Source organism: Massilia sp. P2_C2, from assembly GCF_056404615.1.
Genome location: NZ_JBFUDR010000679.1, coordinates 1 through 566, shown reverse-complemented (window position 1 = coordinate 566; position 566 = coordinate 1). Strand labels below are relative to the sequence as shown.

The 566-nt window shown below is 62.0% G+C and carries 1 pseudogene; it reads right to left on the bottom strand.

The annotated features are described in order from the left end of the window. Positions 1–110: 110 nt before the first annotated feature. Positions 111–566, bottom strand: a pseudogene (locus AC1DYX_RS31825) (TonB-dependent receptor); the annotation flags it as partial.

Genomic DNA, 566 nt, shown 5'->3' with positions numbered 1-566 from the left:
CATTTGTACAACAGGCAAAACTTCTGACGATAAGTAAAAATGCCCGCTGGCAACGCCAAGCGGGCATTCAGGAAATGCCGGGGCAGGCCGGGCCTGCCCCGGATCGCGTATCAGAACGACTGGTTGTAACGCACGTAGACAAACCGGTCCAGCGGCCGTTCTGGATCGACTGCGGACGAAGATGAATTGCCGCCCAGGGCGTCCGACGCGTCGTAGGTGATGACCGGCTTGCGGTCGAACACGTTGTTCGCGCCGAAGAGCAGCCTGGCCTTCCATGGCAGGGCATAGCCGAGCGCCAGGTCGCTGTAGACCATCATGCCCTGGCGGTTGTAGTCGGTCCCCCAGCTCGCCTTTGCGCCCGGGTCGCTGCACTCGATCGTGCTGCGCCAGCAATGGGTCTTCACGCCGCTGTAGTAGCGCGACGCGAAGGTGGCGCTCCAGTTGCCCTGGTTCCAGTCCAGCGTGAGGTTGGACTTCACGCGGTTGTAGCCGAATTCGCCGGCATAGTCGATCCAGGCGGCCGTGGCGGTGCTCTTGATCGCGTAGCGGTCGACATAGGTCGATTC